Origin of the sequence: Streptomyces sp. NPDC057963 (assembly GCF_042887155.1) — a bacterium.
Lineage (GTDB): Bacteria > Actinomycetota > Actinomycetes > Streptomycetales > Streptomycetaceae > Streptomyces.
Genome location: NZ_JBHVPX010000003.1, coordinates 529358 through 545148, shown reverse-complemented (window position 1 = coordinate 545148; position 15791 = coordinate 529358). Strand labels below are relative to the sequence as shown.

Here is a 15791-nt window from a genome sequence, read left to right as displayed (position 1 = left end):
GCTTGACCGTAACCGATCGCAAGCGATTGACTGCGACTCCGTCAGTTCTGTCTTTCGATGACATGAGGATCCGTTGGGCACTGAGCTGCTGACCCCCCTCGACCTGGCCTTCTGGCACCTTGAATCCGATGCCCATCCCATGCACCTCGGTGCGCTCGCCGTGTTCTCCCCGGCGCCCGACCCGGCGCACCGCGTCGGCCCGGAGACCGTGCTGGAACTGCTGGGCAGCCGCGCTGCCGTGATTCCGCGGCTGCGGATGCGGGTCAGGGACGTCCTGCTGCCGGTCGGCGGCGCGGCCTGGTTCGCGGACAAGGACTTCGATGTGCGGCGGCACATCGCGTGGGCGCGGCTGACCGGGGCGGAGTCGGGCGGCGGGGACGACGGATTCATGGCGGGGGCCACCCGGCTCGCGGGCGAGCTGATGGAGCGGCCACTCGAACGGGGGCTGCCGCCCTGGCAGATGTACGTGATCGGCGGCGCCGGCGGCGGCCCCTTCGCCGTACTCGTCAAGCTCCACCACGCTCTCGCCGACGGAATGCGCGCGGTCGCCATCGGCGCCGGGATCTTCGACGAGATCGCCTCCGTCGCCGGACGTGCCCGCAGCGGCATGCCCACCCGCCGGGCGCGCGCGGTCCCGCCCCGCTCCTGGATGCCGGGCCCGCGCCAGGTCGCCGGGCTCGCGCTGGGCCGGATCGAGGATCTCGGGCGGGCGTTCGGCGTCGGTGCCTCCATGGTGCGGGCCAGCCGTCTCGATCTGCGCGGCGCGCCCGCGCTCACCGCGAGCTCCAGCGGAACCCGGCGGCTGGCCACCGCGGACCTGGACCTCGACGCGATCCAGCGGATCCGCCGCACCGCCGGGGGGACGACCAACGACGTCCTGCTCGCGGTCGTCGCCGGGGCGCTCCGCCGCTGGATGCTGGAGCGCGGAGAATCGCTGCCGGCCGAGGACCCGCGCGCCCTGGTGCCGGTCTCCCGCCGCAGACCGGGCCAGGCCGCCGCAACCGGGAACAAGCTCTCCGCCTACCTGCTCGGACTCCCCGTCTCCGAACCCGATGCCTGGAATCGGCTCCGCGCCGTCCGTACCGCCATGGACCGCAACAAGTCCGCGGGACCCTTCCGGGGTGCCGGGGCGGTGGCCGTGCTCGCCGATCAACTGCCCTCGCTGGCCCACCGCTTCGGCGCGCCCATCGCCGGGAACGCGGCCAGGATGCTCTTCGACGTCCTGGTCACCAGCGTGCCCCTGCCGCGCTCGGCGCTCTCGCTCGGCGGCTGCCCGCTGCGCGCCGTCTACCCGATGGCGCCGCTGGCCCGCGGCCAGTCCCTGGCCGTCGCCCTGTCCACGTACGGCGGCCGGGTCCAGGTCGGGCTGGTGGCCGACGGCAAGGCGCTGCCCGATCTGGAGCGGCTGGCGAACTGCGCCGGTGACGAGGTGGCGGACCTGCTCGCCCTGCTGCCGACCTGCTGAGCGGTCCACGTCCCGATCGGCCATAGATCGGATAGCTCCCCGGAAAATTGCCGCAGTTCGTGGTGTCCGGAGTGTTGACGTGCCCAAGTGATCCGATGAATATTCGCTGTGTGCAGGAAGTGATCACTGGGGAGGGCGGCGGAAGCATGCGGCGCAACAGGCTGGGAAGCAGTGCGGTCGAGGTCACCGAGCTGTCCTTCGGAGCGGCCGCCATCGGCAATCTCTTCAGCGCCGTCGACCCCGCGCAGGCGGCGGCCGCCGTGGACGCCGCCTGGGACGAGGGCATCCGCTACTTCGACACCGCGCCGCACTACGGACTCGGCCTCTCCGAACGGCGGCTGGGCGAGGCCCTGCGCGGCAGACCCCGCGACGCGTATGTCCTGTCCACCAAGGTGGGACGGGTGCTGGACCCGTCGACCGCCGACACCGCCACCGCCGCGGGGAGCGTGTGCGACGGGCTCTCCGAGGGCTTCGCCGTGCCGGCCACCCACCGCCGCCGCTGGGACTTCAGCGCCGACGGCGTACGCCGCAGCATCGAGGACAGCCTGCGACGGCTGGGCCTCGACCGCATCGACATCGCCTATCTGCACGATCCGGACGACCACGCGGAGGCCGCGTTCCGCGACGCCTACCCGGAGCTGGAGAAGCTGCGCGCACAGGGGATGATCGGCGCCATCGGCGCCGGCATGAACCAGACCGCGATGCTCACCCGCTTCCTGCGCGACACCGACGTCGACGTGGTGCTCTGCGCGGGCCGCTACACCCTCCTCGACCAGTCCGCCCTCGCCGAGCTGCTGCCCGAGGCGGCCGCTCGCGGCCGCAGCGTGGTCGTCGGCGGCGTCTTCAACTCCGGACTGCTCGCCGACCCGCGCCCCGGTGCCACGTACGACTACACGGCCGCGCCGCTCGCCCTGCTGGACCGGGCGCTGCGGATCAGGGCCGTCACCGAGGGCCATGGCGTCCCGCTCCGGGCCGCCGCCCTCCACTACCCGCTCGCGCACCCGGCCGTCGCCGGGGTGCTCGTCGGCACCCGCTCCCCGGACGAGGTGCGCGACGCCGCCGCCCTGCTGCGCCGCGGGATCCCGGACGAACTCTGGGACGAACTGCGCGCCGAGGGCCTGCTGACCGAGGACGGACACTGACATGAGAATCGCCCTGCACACCAAGGTCCGCGCCGACCGCGTCGCGGAGTACGAGGCCGCGCACCGCGAGGTCCCCGACGAGCTCACCACCGCGATCCGCGCGGCGGGCGCCACCTCCTGGACGATCTGGCGCAGCGGCACCGACCTCTTCCACGTCATCGACTGCGAGGACTACGCCGCACTCCTCGCCGAACTGGAGAAACTCCCGGTCAACGTCGCCTGGCAGGCCAGGATGGCCGAGCTCCTCGATGTCGCGCACGACTACTCGCCCGACGGTACCGAAGCCGGTCTCCCGGTCGCCTGGGAGCTGTGACATGACCGGCCGGCAACGGATCGTCGACGCCCACCACCATGTGTGGGACCTGTCGGTACGCGACCAGGACTGGATCACCGGCGACGAACTCGCCCCGCTCCGGCGCACCTTCGCCCTCGCCGACCTGGAGCCCGAGGCCCGCGCCGCGGGGGTCTGCGCCACCGTCCTCGTCCAGACCGTCACCGTCCCCGGTGAAACCCCCGAATTCCTGGCCCTCGCCCACGGCAGCGATCTCGTCGCAGGCGTCGTCGGCTGGTGCGACCTGACGGCGCCGGACGTCGGCGAGACCCTCGCCGCGCTGCGCGAACTCCCGGGCGGCGACCGGCTCGTCGGCATCCGCCACCAGGTCCAGGGCGAACCCGACCCGGCGTGGCTGCTGCGCCCCGACGTCCGGCGCGGACTGCGCGCCGTCGCCGACGCGGGGCTCGTCTACGACCTCGTCGTCCGGGCCCACCAGCTGCCCGCCGCCGTCCAGGCCGCCGCCCTGCTGCCCGGACTGACCTTCGTGCTCGACCACGCCGGCAAACCACCCGTCGCCTCCGGTGAACTGCACCCCTGGGCCGACGACCTGCGGGCCCTCGCCGCCCGCCCCAACACCGTGTGCAAGCTCTCCGGTCTGGTCACCGAGGCCGACATGCGGTCCTGGACGGTGAACGATCTGCGCCCGTACGCGGACACCGTCCTGGACGCCTTCGGGCCCGACCGGCTGATGTTCGGCTCGGACTGGCCGGTGTGCCGGCTCGCCGCGACGTACGCGGAGGTCGTCGACACGGCGCGCACCCTGACCGACAGCCTCACCGAGGACGAGCGGCACCGCGTCCTCGCCGCCACCGCCGAGCGGGTGTACGGCCTCTGACAGGCGCCCCGCCGACGCATCCGGCAGTCTGGAACCATGCCCGAACTGCCGGAAGTCGAAGCCCTGCGGGTCTTCCTCGACGACCATCTCGTCGGCAGGGAGATCGACCGCGTCCTGCCGCTCACCGTCAGCGTCCTCAAGACGTACGACCCACCGCTGACCACCCTGCACGGCGGAACGGTCACGGACATCGCCCGGCACGGCAAGTTCCTGGACATCGGCGTCGGCCCGCTGCACCTGATCACCCATCTCGCCCGGGCCGGCCGGCTGCGGTGGAAGGACAGCTTCCCCGCCGCGCCGCCGCGTCCCGGCAAGGGACCCCTGGCGCTGCGTACCGTCCTCACCGGCGGCGACGGCTTCGACCTCACCGAGGCGGGCACCACCAAACGCCTCGCCGTGCACCTGGTGCACGACCCGGCCGAGGTGCCCGGCATCGCCCGCCTCGGCCCCGACCCCCTCGACGACTCCTTCGACCGGGACGCCTTCGCCGCACTGCTCTCCGGGGAACGCCGCCGGATCAAGGGAGCCCTGCGCGACCAGTCCCTGATCGCGGGCATCGGCAACGCCTACAGCGACGAGATCCTGCACGCCGCGAAGATGTCGCCGTACCTGCTCACCGCGAACCTCACCGACGACGGGATCACCCGGCTCCACACCGCGCTGCGCACGACACTCCGCGACGCGGTCGCACGCTCCTGCGGACCGGCGGCCGGAAGGCTCAAGGCGGAGAAGAAGAGCGGGATGCGGGTCCACGGACGCACCGGCGAGGCGTGCCCGGTCTGCGGGGACACCATCCGGGAGGTGTCCTTCAGCGACTCCTCGCTCCAGTACTGCCCGACCTGCCAGACCGGTGGCAGATTGCTGGCCGACCGGCGCCTGTCCCGACTGCTCAAGTAGCCCGGTCCGGCGGGTGGGCCCCAGCGGCCGCCGTCCACCACGGGCAGCGCGGCCGCCGACCGCGCGAACCGCCGCCCGCCACCCCCGGCAGACCTTAAACTCCGGCCCATGCTGCGCGTACTCGCCGTCGACGACGAAGAACCCGCCCTGGAGGAACTCCTCTACCTCCTGCGCGCCGATCCCCGCATCCGCAGTGCCGAGGGCGCCACCGGGGCCACCGAGGCGCTGCGCCGGATCGGCAGCGCCGTCGAGGCGGGCCCCGACGACCCGTCGGCCATCGACGTCGTCTTCCTCGACATCCACATGGCGGGCCTCACCGGCCTCGACGTAGCCCAGTTGCTCGCCGGATTCGCCGCACCCCCGCTCATCGTCTTCGTCACCGCGCACGAGGGCTTCGCCGTCCAGGCCTTCGACCTCAAAGCCGTGGACTACGTCCTCAAACCGGTCCGCCGAGAACGCCTCGCCGAAGCGGTCCGCCGGGTCGCCGAACAGGTCGGCGACCGCTCCGCACCCGTACTCGACACCGCGAACGACCAGATACCGGTGGAGCTCGGCGGGGTGATCCGGTTCATCCCGATCGACGACATCGCCTACGCCGAGGCCCAGGGCGACTACGCCCGGCTGCACACCGCCACCGGCAGCCACCTCGTCCGCGTCCCCCTCACCACCCTGGAGGAACGCTGGCGCTCGCGCGGTTTCGTACGCATCCACCGGCGCCATCTCGTCGCCCTGGGCCGGATCGACGAACTCCGCCTCGACGCGGGCAGCATGAGCGTGTGCATCGGCACCGCCGAGCTCGCCGTGAGCCGTCGCCACGCCCGCGCGCTGCGCGATCTGCTGATGCGCCGGACCGGCCGCTGACCAGGGAGTACCCGCGCTCGAAACCTCTTCCCAGGGTGGTCCGGTGCTGCGTACACTCCGGGCCCATGTCCGCAGAGCCAACGCCCCGGCGCGAAGTGGTGACGGGGGAGCCCCGGCGGGTGCGCCCGCTGCCGCGCTACCGCACCCAGTCGGAGATCGACGAGCAGACCGCACTGGGCGGTGCGTACGTCCGTTCACTGATGCGCAGTCAGTTGCGGGCCGGACTGACCGCGTTCACCGTCCTCGCCGTGGTCGTCGGCACGCTGCCGCTGGTCTTCGAGGCCCTGCACAGCGCCGCGCTCGTCTGGGCGGTCCTCGGGTTCGCCGCCTATCCGCCACTGACCCTGACCGCCTGGTGGTACGTGCGAAGAGCCGAGCGCAACGAGCGCGACTTCGCCCGGCTCGTGGAAGGCCGCCCCGCACAGTGAGCCGTACGTACGCGGTTTCGGCCGTCGCCGCCGTCGTGGTCGCGACCGTCCTCGTCGGTGGCTTCGGGCTGCGCATCTCCCGCACCACCTCCGACTTCTACGTCGCCTCGCGCACCGTACGGCCCCGGCTCAACGCCGCGGCCATCAGCGGCGAATACCTCTCCGCCGCCTCCTTCCTTGGCATCGCGGGCCTGGTCCTCGTGCACGGCCCGGACATGCTCTGGTACCCGGTCGGATACACCGCGGGCTACCTGGTGCTGCTGGTCTTCGTCGCCGCACCGCTGCGCCGCTCGGGGGCGTACACCCTGCCCGACTTCGCCGAGGGACGGCTGGAATCGCGGCAGGTGCGCAGACTGGTGAGCGTGTTCGTCGTCGCGGCGGGCTGGCTCTACCTCGTCCCGCAACTCCAGGGCGCGGGACTGACGCTCAAGATCCTCACCGGCGCGCCCGGCCGGCTCGGCGATGTGCTCGTCGCGGCCGTCGTCGTCATCGCCGTCGCCGCCGGCGGCATGCGGTCCATCACCTTTGTGCAGGTCTTCCAGTACTGGCTGAAGCTGACCGCACTCCTCGTCCCCGCCGTCTTCCTGGTGCTCGCCTGGCACGGCGACGGGCAGCCCCGCGTCACCTTCGACGAACAGCTCTCCGCCTTCCGCGCCGACCATCCGCTGTATGCCACCTACGGACTGATCGTCGCGACGTTCCTCGGCACCATGGGCCTGCCCCATGTCGTCGTCCGCTTCTACACCAGCCCCAACGGCCGCGACGCCCGCCGCACGACAGTCGCCGTCCTTGCCCTCGTCGGCGCCTTCTACCTGCTGCCGCCGGTCTACGGCGCGCTGGGCAGGCTGTATGCCCCGGAACTCATCCACGGCGGGGAAGCCGACGCCGCCGTGCTGCTGCTGCCCGGCCGGGTGATCGGCGGGCTCGGCGGGGATCTGCTCGGCGCGCTCATCGCGGGCGGCGCCTTCGCCGCGTTCCTGTCGACCGCCTCCGGGCTCACGATGGCCGTCGCCGGCGTCATCACCCAGGACGTGCTCCCGTCGCGCGGGGTGCGGCACTTCCGGCTCGCCACCGTCCTCGCCATGTGCGTACCGCTGGCCGGTTCGCTGGTGGTCAGCCGGGTGCCGGTGGCCGACTCGGTGGGGATGGCGTTCGCCGTCTCCGCGTCCTCCTTCTGCCCGCTGCTGGTCCTCGGCATCTGGTGGCGGCGGCTCACCCCGCCCGGTGCGATCGCCGGACTGCTGCTCGGCGGCGGCTCCGCGTTCCTGTCCGTCGCCATCACCGTCAGCGGCGCGGTCCGACCGCCCGGCTGGCCGCACGCCCTGCTCGCCTGGCCCGCCGTGTGGTCGGTTCCGGTCGGCTTCCTCGCCATGGTCCTGGTGTCCCTCGCCACCCCCGGCCGGATACCGCCCGGCACGAACGCCGCGATGACCCGCTTCCACCTGCCGGAAGCCCTGACTTCCGGGAGGCACCGATGACCGGGGCCGGGTGCGCCGTACTCGTCCTGCTCGCCGTCCTGCTGTTCGGCACGGGACTCCTGCTCGGCCGCCGCACCGTCCGCCCGGTCCGCACCAGCGACGTCGGAACACCCGTCGAGCACGCCACCTTCGAGACGCTGCACACGGCCTCGCTCGCGGCGCCCCCGCTGCGCGCCGGACTCACCGGGGAAAGCGCCCGCAAATCCGCCCGCGGGCTCCGCTCCCTGCTCGGTACCGAAGCCCTCTGCCTCACCGACCGCGACCGGGTGCTCGTCTGGGACGGCACGGGCGAACACCACGGCCGTCATGTCATGGACCAGGTGCGGGGCCTCCTCGCCAGCGGCCGCGACACCGCCTTCTCCAGCGACTGCGACGACCTCGACTGCCCGCTGCGCTGGGCCGTGGCCGTACCCCTCACCGTCGACCACCGGGTCCTCGGCACCCTCATCGCCTACGCCCCGCGCGAATCGGCCGTACTGGCCAGAGCGGCCGGAGAGGTGGCCCGCTGGGTCTGCGTCCAGTTGGAACTCGCCGAACTCGACCGCTCCCGCACGCAGCTCATCGAGGCCGAGATCAGGGCCCTGCGGGCCCAGATCTCCCCGCACTTCATCTTCAACTCACTCGCCGCCATCGCCTCGTTCGTCCGCACCGACCCCGAGCAGGCCCGCGAACTCCTGCTGGAATTCGCCGACTTCACCCGCTACTCGTTCCGCAGCCACGGCGACTTCACCACCCTCGCCGACGAACTCCACTCCATCGACCAGTACCTGGCACTGGTACGGGCCCGCTTCGGCGAACGGCTCGCCGTCACCCTCCAGGTCGCCCCCGAGGTGCTGCCCGTCGCCCTGCCGTTCCTCTGCCTCCAGCCCCTCGTCGAGAACGCCGTCAAACACGGCCTCGAAGGAGCCGTCACCCGCAGCCGCATCACCATCAGCGCTCTCGACGCCGGTTCCGAGGCCGAGGTCGTCATCGAGGACGACGGTACCGGGATGGACCCGGAACGCCTGCGCCACATCCTGCGCGGAGAGGGCGGCCACTCCACCGGAATCGGGCTGCTGAACGTCGACGAACGGCTGCGCCAGGTGTACGGGGACGACTACGGGCTCGTCATCGAGACCGGCATCGGCGCCGGGATGAAGATCACCGTACGGCTGCCGAAGTACCGTGCGGGAGTGCACGGTTCCTGACCGGACGGCCGGGGGCGCTCAGTGGAGATGGACCGCCAGATGCCCGAGCGGCAGCCCCAGCTGCCAGGCCGGCGTCCACACCTGGGCCGCCTCCTCCGCCTCCGTCCCCTCGCCCACCGGCTCCCAGCGCGGCGGACCCAGCGCATCGAGGTCGGCCGCGAGCAGCTCGGTCTCCTCCAGCCACCGCCAGGCGGCGCGGGCCAGCGCCAGGTCGGGATCCGTGCTACGGGGCGCGGGCCCCGCCGCCCCCGGCGCATCGAGCCGCTCGCAGACCCAGCCGCGCCAGGCCGCCCCGTACGCCGTCAGCAGCCGCAGCTCGTCCATCCGGGCCGCGGGCAGCGCGGCGTCCACCCCGTCGTCGGAGAGGAAGATGGTGAGCGCGAGCGCGTCGCGGCCCGCGCGGTACTCCAGCGTGGAGGGCTCCATCAGATCGCCCGTCCGCAGCAGCTCGTCGGCGAGGTACTCGGCGTACATCCAGGCCATCGGGACCAGCAGCTGCCCGCCCCCACTGGTTCCGTCCTGACGTTCCGGGCGCATCCCGTCCCGCCCCTTCCTCTTCTCGGCACCGGGCTTCACGGAGCATTGAACCGGGGGAGCGCGCTCCGCGTGGCCAGAAGGACAGGATCCGTCACGACCGGATCCGTCCACGACGTGAGGATGCGATGACGGCCGATCCCGGGGAGGGCCCGCACGTGCGGCAGTTGCTCGGCGCCTATGTGCTCGACGCGCTCACGGTCGGCGAGACCCGCGCGGTCTCCCGCCACCTGCTGGGCTGCGACCGCTGCGCCGCCGATTACGTGGAGGTCGCGGAAGCCGTTTCGCTCCTCGCCCTGCTGGGCGAGCAGGACCTGCTGGAGTAGCCCGGCAGGCTGCGGGAGAGCTGACGCAGCGCGTAGTAGGACCGGGACTTGACCGTGCCCGCCGGAATACCGAGAGCCCGAGCCGTCTCGCCCACGCTCAGCCCGCGGAAATACATCTGGACGAGGACCGCACGGTGTTCCGGGCTGAGGGTGCGTATCGCATCACGCACGTCGAGGGCCGAGACCGCGGCCTCGGCGGTGTCCTCCTCGCTCGCGGCGGCCTCCAGCACGGCATCGCCGACCTCGGCCGGCCGGGCCTGCCGCGACCGGCGCGCATCGATCGCGAGACGCCGCGCGACGGTGAAGAGCCAGGGCCGCATCGACTCGTACGGGGCGTCGAAGGCCTCCGGATGCTGCCAGGCCCGCACCAGCGTCTCCTGGAGGAGGTCCTCGGCCCGCTGCCGGTCGCCGAAGGTCAGCCCGAGCAAGAAGTGGAACAGCGCGGGGCCGTGCTCCCGCTGGAGATCCGCGAGGGTCCGCTCGTCGGTCGTCGTGGTCATCGTGAACGCCCTTCTCCGCGGAGGCCCCTGCCGCTTCGCTGCCGACTGCCGTATCCGAACGCATCGCGGAGCCGGGGAACAGGCGGGGGGCGGCACCGTGCGACGAGCGGTCGCACGGTGCGGCGAATGGTGCGGTGAACGGTCGGGCGGTTGCCGGGGCCGTCGCCCGTTCGGGGCGGGCAGCGGGCGGTGCGGTGCCGGTGCGGGCGCCCGGTCAGCCCGTTCCCGTTCCGGTACCCGCCTCCGGTGTCTTCGCCATCTCCGACTTCCGGTACGAGTAGCCGAAATAGATCACGAGACCGACCAGGAACCACACCACGAACCGCACCCACGTCTGCCACTGGAGGAAGGTGATCAGCCAGATCGAGAAGACCACACCCAGAGCCGGTACGAACGGCATGCCGGGGGTGCGGAACGTACGCGGCAGCTCGGGCTGCTTGTAGCGCAGCACGATCACCGCGATGCACACCACCACGAACGCCAGCAGAATGCCGATGTTCGTCAGCTCGGCGGCCTCACCGATCGGGAGGAACCCGGCGATCACGGCCGATGCCGCGCCGACGATCCAGGTCACCCGGGTCGGCACGTGGCGGGTCGGGTGGGTCTTGGCGAACCACTTCGGCAGCAGCCCGTCGCGGCTCATCGAGAACCACACCCGGGTCACGCCGAGCATGAAGGTGAACATCACGGTGAGGATGCCGATGATCGCACCCACCGCGATCACATCGGCGAGCCGGCTGAGCCCCACCGACTTGAAGGCCGTGGAGAAACCGGACTCCGGATTGATCTCCTTGTAGCTCTGCATCCCCGTCAGCACGAGACAAGCCGCCACATACAGCACCATGGAGATGCCGAGGGAGTACAGGATCGCCTTCGGCATGTGCCGCTGGGCGTCCTTGGACTCCTCGGCCGCCGTCGACATGGCGTCGTACCCGAACACCGCGAAGAACACGGTGGCCGCACCGGTGAACGCGCCGCTCACCCCGAACGGGAAGAAGGGGTGGTAGTTGGCGGTGTCGATGTGGAACATGCCGACACCGATGACCAGCAGCACGACCAGCACCTTCAGGACGACCACGACCGTTTCGAAGCGGGCCGCGTTCTTGATGCCGAGGGTCAGCAGGTACGCCACGAGCAGGCAGAGCAGCGCGGCGAACAGGTCCACCCGATGGCCGTCCCCGGTGCCGGGCGCGCCCAGCATCCACTTCGGCACGTCGAGCCCCATCTCCCCGAGCAGGAAGCTGAAGTAGCCGGAGATCCCGATCGCGACCACGGCGACGATCGCCGTGTACTCCAGCAGCAGGTCCCAGCCGATGAACCAGCCCACCAGCTCGCCGAGCACCGCGTATCCGTAGGTGTACGCGGAACCGGCCTTCGGAATCAGACCCGCGAACTCCGCGTAACTGAAGGCGGCCGCCGCACTCGCCACACCCGCGATCAGGAAGGAGACGAGCACCGCGGGCCCGGCGGTGCCGTTCGCCACCGTGCCGGCGAGGGTGAAGATGCCCGCGCCGATGATCCCGCCCACGCCGATCGCCGTGAGCTGCCACAACCCGAGCGTTCTGGTGAGCTGGGTGGTGACGTCCCCCGCCGGCCCCTTCTCGTCGATCTGCTCGATCGGCTTGCGGCGCAGTACACCCTCGCCCACTCGGAGCCTAGCCATGAGTCACCTCTCCGCTGACGGCTGTCCCTGACGGGCGCTCATGATGGCCCAGCCGGGGCCGGTGCGGAAGACGGCGTGCCGTCGGGCGGAGGTGACGATTCCGCGACGGCTACGGGACCACCGTGACGGGCCAGCGGCCCGCCTTCACCAGCCGGATCGCCACCGAACCGATGAACCGGTGCCCGGCGGACTCCGACGCTCCCACCACGACGGCGTCGGCCTTCAGCTCGTCCGCCGCCGTCACGAGTCCGTTGTAGGGGTCACCGCGGAAGGTGTGGAACTCCCAGCGCACATCCCATATGTCCTTCATCCGCTCCGTCGCCTGCCGGATCTCGTTCACCAGCTCCTCCGCGACCTCGCCGGTCGCATCGGCGACGGGTGCGCCGAGCGCGGCCCCCGCAGGCAGCACGGGCTGGACGTAGACGAGGGCGAGCACGGCCCCCTGCCGACGGGCGAGGCCCGCCGCGTACGCGGCGGCACGCATGGAGGAATCGGAGCCGTCGAGGCCGGAGACGATCACTTTCGGGCCGTCTGTGCCACGTTCGAACTGGTGAGGGTGCTGGTCTGTCACGGCAGTGAGGCTATCCGCTCCCGGCGCGGGCTCCGCCCCGGGCTGCGGCCCGGTCCGGGACGGAGCTGCCGGTTGCCACGGACGCGGTCCTCCCATTGGGTGCAAAACCCCCCGTGGCCGGTGTCGTTGACCGGATCGGGCCGGACGGCGTGCGAGCAGTTGGTCATGAAAAACGACCAGAGGCTGCCGGGACGCAGGGCGCTGCTGCGACTGGCCGCCGGACTCGGCACCGCCGGTGCCGTACGCGTGATCGCCGCGGATCCGGCCGGGGCGCCGTTCCGGCCCGCCGCAGAGCTCCCGGAGGGGGCTGCCGGCCCCCCGGCCGTCCGCCGGGAGCTGCCCTCCGCCCACCGGCTCCAGCCCATGACCGCGGGCTCCCCGCCCCGTTTCCGGCCCGCGGCGCCACCCGTCCGCACCAGGCCCTTCGAGAAACTGTCCGAGATCGGGCACGCCATGGTGCTCACCTTCGACGACGGGCCCGACCCGCTCTACACCCCCCGCATCCTCGCCACGCTGCGCAAGTACGACGTCCGCGCGATGTTCTTCGTCTGCGGGGAGATGGCCGACGAGTACCCGGACCTGGTGCGCGCGATCGCCGCCGACGGTCACACCATCGGCAACCACTCCTGGACCCATCCCCTGGTCACCCGGCTCTCCCGGGCCGGTGTCCGCGACGAGCTGGGCACCACCAGTGAGGTGATCGAGAAGACCACCGGCACTCCGCCGTTCTGGTACCGGGCGCCCTACGGAGCATGGAACCGGAACTCCTTCGAGATCGGCGCCGAGCTGGGCATGGAGCCGATGGCCTGGACCCTCGACACGCTGGACTGGACCGAACCCGGTTCCGGGACGATCGTGCGCAGGGTCCGGAAGGGGGCGGCGCCCGGCGTCGTGGTGCTGTCGCACGACGCGGGAGGCAACCGTTCGCAGAGTGTGTCCGCGCTGCGGCGGTATCTGCCCGAACTGCTCGACGAGGGCTACCGGATCACGGTGCCGCGGCGGCGGTGAGCGCGCGGCCGGCACGCAGGGGCCGCGGCGCGGCCGGACGCGGCCGGACCGCCGGGTCCGGCGGCTGCCTGCCGGGCGGCGACCGGGGAAGGGCGAACGGGTGGCACCGGTCCGATACGCCCGTCGCCCCGAGTCCTGCGACAGGACCCGGGGCGACGGGCGTATCGGACCGCACTGCCCTGCTCTCAGTGCGGGCGGCTCTCCTTGCGCAGGCGCACCACGTAGATGGTGACGGTGGCCGTGACCACCGCCAGCGCCGTTCCTGCGGCGACCTGCGCGGTGTTCATCCGGTCGATGCCACCGCCGACTCCGCCCCGCGCACCGGCCGGAGCGACCGGGGCGCTCGCGGTGGGGGCGGCGGAGGGCGTGCCGACCGTGAGACCGACCTTCGCCGTGGCACCCGGCGACGTGTTGCAGATGAATGTCACCTCGTAGGCGGCGCCGGGTCTCGCGTCCCGGTCGACCGTGGCCGCGGCGGTGCCGCCCCTGGGGATGGTGACCGTGTCGAATACTCCGGAGCCGGCCGTTGCGGTTGTGGAGCACCCCCGGGCGGCCAGGGTGACCTGGCTCCCCGGCGCGATCACCGACGGAGTGACGGTGTATCCGGTCGCGGAGGGCGCGCCTCCCGACGTCTCGGCCGATGCGGTCGCGGCCGGAGCGGTCAGGGTGAGAACGGCGGCGCCGAGCAGGGCGACGGGTGCGGCGCCTATGGCACGCATGGGTGAATCCTCCGGTTCCCCGAGGAGCAGGTGCGGAACGGTTTTCCACAAAGCGTCAGAAATGCGCCTCGACGGGCCACACGCTAGAAGCCGTACATTTCACCGGCGATCGGAGTGCGCCGCCCGGGGCACCGGTTTCCCCCGAGCGGCGCACCGCGCGCACCCCGTGGGACCGCTATCCGCCCGCCGCACCGGGGAACAGGTCGAGGAACGGTGCCGCGGTGGCCGAGATGCCCCGGCCGAAGGGGGAGTCGAAGTCCCAGATCAGAAAGAGGAGAAAGGCGATCAGGACGCTGAAGAGCCCGGCCAGCAGCAGTTCGCGGAAAGTTCTGCGGATCTGCAGCGTGAAGATCAGCCCGACGGTCACCAGCGCCCCGACGATCAGGCCGAACCAGACCACGCCCGGCATCGTCGCACCGGCACTCTGCCCGCGCGCGCTGCGCGCGTCGTCGACCGCGGCGACCTCGTCGACCAGTGGCTGATATGCCTGCCCTTCGTGGTCGTTCTTCGGATGGTAGCCGGTGACATCGGCGCGCACCCGGGCGAGGAGCCGGGACCCCTCGTCGTCGAGTGAGCCGTGCTCGGTCATCGACCGCCACTCGTCGTGGACGACGAAGTGCACGTAGGCGTCGACATCGGCGCGGATGCGCTTGCGCACCTCGGCCGGGTAGACGGCGGAGCGGACGCTCACCTCGTGCAGGGCCTGGGCCTCCTGGCGTACGTACTCCTGGGCGGAGCCGCGGCCCTCCCAGACACCCGCGATGGCGAGGCCCAGCACGATCGCGTAGACCACGCCGATCATCATCGTCATGTACTCGATGACGTCAGGGGTCTCGGACGGGTCGTCATCCTCTCGGACCCGGCGGTTGTTGAGTACGGCGATGGTCAGGACGACGGCGCTGGCCGCGATCATCGCGAGGGTGAGAACAAGCCATTCCGACATGGGTTTCTCCGGAGGTCATCGGGAGCGGGGACGCAGTACGGCGACGGCGAACACCGCGGGCGCCGTGATCAGCAGGGTGAGGGTGACCAGGGAGGTGCCGCGCCGCGGGACCTTGCGCGGCGGCTTGCGGTAGGTGGGCAGCGCCACGGGCCGGGGCGCGGGAGGCGCAGCGCGTACGGACGGCGGGGGCGAGGGTGAGGGTGAGGGAGGCGGTGGCGCGAGGACCGGTTCCGGTCGCGGCGGAGCGGGAGACGACGGCGGTGGAGGCGGTGGAGGCGGTGGAGGAGGCGAAGGAGGCGGAGGGGCAGGAGGAGGCGGGGACGGGGGTGGCGGCGCGGGTCGTGGGGTCGGCTCGGGCGACGGGCCCGCGTGGCAGTGACCGCTGCCCGACACGGCGACCGCCGAATTCCCGCCGCCCTCACCGATGGAGGCGTACGCGCAGCTGTCCGCCGCGGCAGGGGCCGGGGCGGACAGCAGCCAGAGGAGTGCGACGGCTGTCGTGAGCCGTCCTATGAGTGATCCGTACACGACGAGGAGCATGTTCCGGCCGCTCGCGGGGCACGCCCGGGACGGTCCGGATTCCCCTGATGGTGGGGACCTGGGGCGCCGGGTGTTTGCGGCCCGGAGAAATTCCGCGCGCCACAACTGAGCCGAGCGGCGGGGGATTCACGCACTGCCGCTTCGGCGAACCGGCAACTCGGCAATGCGGATCCGTCGGCGCACCGCTATGTCACTGCCTGCTGTACAGCACACCAATGTGCGGGATGTGGGCGGCACTTGGTACGCGTCCGCGCCGGGCGGCTGTTGCCCCATTGGCAAGGAATGACGTCAAAGGCGTAGCCGCCCAGGGCTTTGTCGCCTCGGCCGGCCCGAGGAAACTCAAGTGACACGTCATTGACT

General features: G+C 71.9%; 18 protein-coding genes. 11 read left to right on the top strand and 7 right to left on the bottom strand.

Annotation, left to right across the window (positions count from 1 at the left end):
• Positions 1-73 precede the first annotated feature (73 nt).
• From ACFVT1_RS09440 to ACFVT1_RS09400, 9 genes are all read left to right on the top strand, one after another.
• Positions 74-1465: a wax ester/triacylglycerol synthase family O-acyltransferase gene (locus ACFVT1_RS09440; RefSeq protein WP_389793787.1), complete on the top strand. Its 1392-nt coding sequence runs from the start codon at positions 74-76 to the stop codon at positions 1463-1465.
• Positions 1466-1611: 146 nt separating this feature from the next.
• Positions 1612-2607: an aldo/keto reductase gene (locus ACFVT1_RS09435; RefSeq protein WP_389793786.1), complete on the top strand. Its 996-nt coding sequence runs from the start codon at positions 1612-1614 to the stop codon at positions 2605-2607.
• Position 2608: 1 nt separating this feature from the next.
• On the top strand, positions 2609-2920 hold the full coding sequence (locus ACFVT1_RS09430) for an L-rhamnose mutarotase (RefSeq protein WP_362203067.1): 312 nt from the start codon (positions 2609-2611) through the stop codon (positions 2918-2920).
• A 1-nt stretch (position 2921) separates the two neighbouring features.
• Complete coding sequence (locus tag ACFVT1_RS09425; protein WP_389793785.1) at positions 2922-3776, top strand: amidohydrolase family protein; 855 nt, start codon at positions 2922-2924, stop codon at positions 3774-3776.
• Positions 3777-3812: 36 nt separating this feature from the next.
• Positions 3813-4673, top strand: a complete 861-nt coding sequence (locus ACFVT1_RS09420) for an Fpg/Nei family DNA glycosylase (RefSeq protein WP_389793784.1) — start codon at positions 3813-3815, stop codon at positions 4671-4673.
• A 108-nt stretch (positions 4674-4781) separates the two neighbouring features.
• The gene (locus ACFVT1_RS09415) at positions 4782-5534 is read left to right on the top strand and encodes a LytR/AlgR family response regulator transcription factor (protein ID WP_389793783.1); all 753 of its coding nucleotides are present in this window, start codon (positions 4782-4784) and stop codon (positions 5532-5534) included.
• A gap of 65 nt (positions 5535-5599) precedes the next feature.
• On the top strand, positions 5600-5962 hold the full coding sequence (locus tag ACFVT1_RS09410) for a hypothetical protein (protein ID WP_389793782.1): 363 nt from the start codon (positions 5600-5602) through the stop codon (positions 5960-5962).
• On the top strand, positions 5959-7440 hold the full coding sequence (locus ACFVT1_RS09405; RefSeq protein WP_389793780.1) for a cation acetate symporter: 1482 nt from the start codon (positions 5959-5961) through the stop codon (positions 7438-7440). The genes ACFVT1_RS09410 and ACFVT1_RS09405 overlap by 4 nt, the downstream gene beginning before the upstream one ends.
• On the top strand, positions 7437-8627 hold the full coding sequence (locus ACFVT1_RS09400; RefSeq protein ID WP_389793779.1) for a sensor histidine kinase: 1191 nt from the start codon (positions 7437-7439) through the stop codon (positions 8625-8627). Before ACFVT1_RS09405 ends, ACFVT1_RS09400 begins: the two co-directional genes overlap by 4 nt.
• A gap of 18 nt (positions 8628-8645) precedes the next feature.
• Here the strand turns inward: ACFVT1_RS09400 and ACFVT1_RS09395 are convergent, their stop codons facing one another.
• Positions 8646-9164: a hypothetical protein gene (locus ACFVT1_RS09395; protein WP_389793778.1), complete on the bottom strand. Its 519-nt coding sequence runs from the start codon at positions 9162-9164 to the stop codon at positions 8646-8648.
• 125 nt (positions 9165-9289) lie between these two features.
• Here ACFVT1_RS09395 and ACFVT1_RS09390 point away from each other — a divergent pair, with 125 nt between their 5' ends.
• On the top strand, positions 9290-9487 hold the full coding sequence (locus tag ACFVT1_RS09390; protein WP_389793776.1) for a zf-HC2 domain-containing protein: 198 nt from the start codon (positions 9290-9292) through the stop codon (positions 9485-9487).
• On the opposite strand, the gene ACFVT1_RS09385 is transcribed toward ACFVT1_RS09390, so the two are convergent.
• From ACFVT1_RS09385 to ACFVT1_RS09375, 3 genes are all read right to left on the bottom strand, one after another.
• Positions 9421-9987 (bottom strand): sigma-70 family RNA polymerase sigma factor, encoded by a 567-nt coding sequence (locus tag ACFVT1_RS09385; RefSeq protein ID WP_389793775.1) that lies wholly within the window; start codon positions 9985-9987, stop codon positions 9421-9423. The genes ACFVT1_RS09390 and ACFVT1_RS09385 overlap by 67 nt on opposite strands.
• A 214-nt stretch (positions 9988-10201) precedes the next feature.
• Positions 10202-11650, bottom strand: coding sequence for an amino acid permease (locus ACFVT1_RS09380; RefSeq protein WP_389793774.1), 1449 nt, complete (start codon positions 11648-11650; stop codon positions 10202-10204).
• Between the two features lie 109 nt (positions 11651-11759).
• Positions 11760-12221, bottom strand: a complete 462-nt coding sequence (locus ACFVT1_RS09375; protein ID WP_389793773.1) for a universal stress protein — start codon at positions 12219-12221, stop codon at positions 11760-11762.
• A 165-nt stretch (positions 12222-12386) separates the two neighbouring features.
• Here ACFVT1_RS09375 and ACFVT1_RS09370 point away from each other — a divergent pair, with 165 nt between their 5' ends.
• Positions 12387-13229 (top strand): polysaccharide deacetylase family protein, encoded by an 843-nt coding sequence (locus ACFVT1_RS09370; RefSeq protein WP_389793772.1) that lies wholly within the window; start codon positions 12387-12389, stop codon positions 13227-13229.
• Positions 13230-13414: 185 nt separating this feature from the next.
• On the opposite strand, the gene ACFVT1_RS09365 is transcribed toward ACFVT1_RS09370, so the two are convergent.
• From ACFVT1_RS09365 to ACFVT1_RS09355, 3 genes are all read right to left on the bottom strand, one after another.
• Positions 13415-13948 carry a hypothetical protein gene (locus ACFVT1_RS09365; RefSeq protein WP_389793771.1) on the bottom strand — a complete coding sequence of 178 codons (534 nt, stop codon included), beginning with the start codon at positions 13946-13948 and terminating at the stop codon, positions 13415-13417.
• Between the two features lie 175 nt (positions 13949-14123).
• Positions 14124-14891, bottom strand: a complete 768-nt coding sequence (locus ACFVT1_RS09360) for a DUF4239 domain-containing protein (protein ID WP_389793770.1) — start codon at positions 14889-14891, stop codon at positions 14124-14126.
• 15 nt (positions 14892-14906) lie between these two features.
• Complete coding sequence (locus ACFVT1_RS09355; RefSeq protein ID WP_351827172.1) at positions 14907-15038, bottom strand: hypothetical protein; 132 nt, start codon at positions 15036-15038, stop codon at positions 14907-14909.
• Positions 15039-15791: the final 753 nt, after the last annotated feature.